The 3,615-nt window shown below is 55.2% G+C and carries 1 tRNA gene and 2 rRNA genes; all 3 read right to left on the bottom strand.

The annotated features are described in order from the left end of the window. Positions 1-7: 7 nt before the first annotated feature. Positions 8-84 (bottom strand) — tRNA-Met (locus XW59_RS29135). A gap of 87 nt (positions 85-171) precedes the next feature. Beyond that, positions 172-286: ribosomal RNA gene (gene rrf, locus XW59_RS29130) — 5S ribosomal RNA — on the bottom strand. A 259-nt stretch (positions 287-545) separates the two neighbouring features. Then, positions 546-3,459, bottom strand: a 23S ribosomal RNA gene (locus XW59_RS29125). Between the last annotated feature and the right edge of the window lie 156 nt (positions 3,460-3,615).

Raw genomic sequence — 3,615 nt, 5'->3', positions numbered from 1 at the left:
GAATCGTTGGTTGCGGGGGCAGGATTTGAACCTGCGACCTTCAGGTTATGAGCCTGACGAGCTACCGGGCTGCTCCACCCCGCGTTGCGCTGCGCGTGCAGCATTTTGTGCGACTTGCCGTTTTTTTGCGGCCTGTTTCCGTAATGAGAAGAAGGAACATGCGATTGGCAGACCTGGCAGCGACCTACTCTCCCGCGTCTTGAGACGAAGTACCATTGGCGCTGGAGCGTTTCACGGCCGAGTTCGGAATGGGATCGGGTGCAGCCGCTCCGCCATGACCACCAGGTCGGCAAAGCGCATGTTTTTTTCGAGAAGCTGGTTTGAGCGAATAGCGAGTAGTGAGTAGCGAATAGGGGTTATCCTATTTGCTGCCCACTCATGGGCTGTTCGCTGGTCTTGTTTGTGCTTTGACGCCGTTAATCGCTGCTTTCGGGCAAAGCCCGCAAGCGCGACTGCGCGTCGCCGGTCGTCCGACGCCCTCGCGGAGCATAGGGCCAAAGGCCCGCTCATGCGTGAGCGCGAAGCGATGAGCACGAGCAATGTGAACAATCAAGCCGATCGAGTTATTAGTACCGGTAAGCTTCATGCGTTGCCGCACTTCCACACCCGGCCTATCAACGTGGTCGTCTACCACGACTCTCAGGGAATACTCGTTTTCAGGTCGGTTTCCCGCTTAGATGCCTTCAGCGGTTATCCGTTCCGTATATAGCTACCCTGCTATGCGGCTGGCGCCACAACAGGTCCACCAGAGATACGTCCATCCCGGTCCTCTCGTACTAGGGACAGATCCTGTCAATATTCCTACACCCACGGCAGATAGGGACCGAACTGTCTCACGACGTTCTGAACCCAACTCACGTACCGCTTTAAATGGCGAACAGCCATACCCTTGGGACCTGCTCCAGCCCCAGGATGCGATGAGTCGACATCGAGGTGCCAAACAACCCCGTCGATATGGACTCTTGGGGGTCATCAGCCTGTTATCCCCGGCGTACCTTTTATCCGTTGAGCGATGGCCCTTCCACGCGGGACCACCGGATCACTATGACCGACTTTCGTCTCTGCTCGACTTGTCAGTCTCGCAGTCAGGCAGGCTTATGCCATTGCACTCAGCGAACGATTTCCGACCGTTCTGAGCCCACCATCGCGCGCCTCCGTTACTCTTTAGGAGGCGACCGCCCCAGTCAAACTACCCACCATACACTGTCCCGGACCCGGATGACGGGCCGCGGTTAGACATCCATGACGATAAGGGTGGTATTTCAAGGGTGACTCCACGAAGGCTGGCGCCCTCGCTTCAAAGTCTACCACCTATCCTACACATGCCGACACGAATGCCAGTGTAAAGCTATAGTAAAGGTGCACGGGGTCTTTCCGTCTAACCGCAGGAACCCCGCATCTTCACGGGGAATTCAATTTCACTGAGTCTCTGCTGGAGACAGCGGGGAAGTCGTTACGCCATTCGTGCAGGTCGGAACTTACCCGACAAGGAATTTCGCTACCTTAGGACCGTTATAGTTACGGCCGCCGTTTACTGGGGCTTCGATTCAAAGCTTGCACCTCTCCTCTTAACCTTCCAGCACCGGGCAGGCGTCAGACCCTATACGTCGTCTTGCGACTTCGCAGAGCCCTGTGTTTTTGATAAACAGTCGCTACCCCCTGGTCTGTGCCACCCCCTCACGGTTGCCCGCGAAAGGGTCACGCTTATCCCGAAGTTACGCGTGCAATTTGCCGAGTTCCTTCAGCAGAGTTCTCTCAAGCGCCTTGGTATGCTCTACCAGTCCACCTGTGTCGGTTTCGGGTACGGTCTATAAGTGGGAGCTATTTCCTGGAACCGCTTCGCTGCCCAACCAATCCGATAAGGTTGGACAACACACGCGATCCGTCACTACCCACAGGCCCACGAATATTAACGTGGTTCCCATCGACTACGCCTTTCGGCCTCGCCTTAGGGGCCGGCTAACCCTGCTCAGATTAACTTTAAGCAGGAACCCTTGGACTTTCGGCGAGGGGGTCTCTCACCCCCTTTATCGTTACTCATGTCAGCATTCGCACTTCCGATACCTCCACCGCTCCTCACGGATACGGCTTCATCGGCTTACGGAACGCTCCGCTACCGCTCACTCGAAGAGTGAACCCAAAGCTTCGGTGCATGGCTTTAGCCCCGTTACATTTTCGGCGCAAAGACCCTTATTTAGACCAGTGAGCTGTTACGCTTTCTTTAAATGATGGCTGCTTCTAAGCCAACATCCTGGTTGTTTTGGGATCCTCACATCCTTTCCCACTTAGCCATGACTTGGGGACCTTAGCTGTTGGTCAGGGTTGTTTCCCTCTCCACGACGGACGTTAGCACCCGCCGTGTGTCTGCCGACTAGTACTCTCGGGTATTCGGAGTTTGGTTAGGTTTGGTAATCCGGTGAGGACCCCTAGCCCATCCAGTGCTCTACCCCCCGAGGTATTCGGTCGACGCTCTACCTAAATAGATTTCGCGGAGAACCAGCTATTTCCGAGTTTGATTGGCCTTTCACCCCTAGCCACAAGTCATCCCGATCTATTGCAACAGATATGGGTTCGGCCCTCCAGTAAGTGTTACCTTACCTTCAGCCTGCTCATGGCTAGATCACTCGGTTTCGGGTCTAATGCAACGAACTGAACGCCCTGTTCAGACTCGCTTTCGCTACGCCTCCACCTACCGGCTTAAGCTTGCTCGCTACACTAAGTCGCTGACCCATTATACAAAAGGTACGTGGTCACCATTTCAGGCTCCCACTGTTTGTAGGCAATCGGTTTCAGGTACTCTTTCACTCCCCTTGTCGGGGTGCTTTTCACCTTTCCCTCACGGTACTGGTTCGCTATCGGTCATGCACGAGTACTTAGGCTTCGAGGGTGGTCCCCCGAATTTCAGACAGGATTTCACGTGTCCCGCCTTACTCAAGGACGATCAGTCGCATTACGTGTACGGGGCTGTCACCCACTATGGCCCGACTTTCCAGACGGTTCCACTTGTCTCATGATCGCCACTGGCCTGGTCCGCGTTCGCTCGCCACTACTTGCGGAGTCTCGGTTGATGTCCTTTCCTACGGGTACTTAGATGTTTCAGTTCCCCGCGTTCGCCACTTAACCCTATGTATTCAGGTCAAGTTACCTAATATCGATACTTGGAAACCAAAGCAGTTCAAAAAAAACCCACGCCTTCGAAGGCAACGCCTTCGCAAGGCCGACCGGCCGTCGCACCACATGGTGCGCGCGCCGGCGCAGGGCCAGTCCGCCAAAGGCGGACGGTACGGCCCGTGAGCCAGAACAACTTTGATTTCCCAAGTATCTTAGGTGGGTTTCCCCATTCGGAAATCGTCGGATCAAAGGGTATTCGCACCTCCCCGACGCTTATCGCAGCGTATCACGTCCTTCATCGCCTGTGCATGCCAAGGCATCCACCAATTGCCCTTAAGACACTTGATTGTTCACATTGCCAATGCCCATCGGTTTCCCGAAGGCGATTGGCAACAAAAAGACCAGCTTCTCGAGATCTGTTCGATGGCGCGGTTAGGCAAACCAATCATAAGCGCGGGATTGAGCGTCCCGCGCGACGAACCGCATCCTTCATCACCCGGCCGC

This window comes from Aquamicrobium sp. LC103 (assembly GCF_001014615.2).
Classification (GTDB): Bacteria; Pseudomonadota; Alphaproteobacteria; order Rhizobiales; family Rhizobiaceae; genus LBCQ02.
The sequence above is the reverse complement of the archived record's forward strand: the minus strand, read 5'-3'. Positions and strand labels throughout refer to the sequence as shown.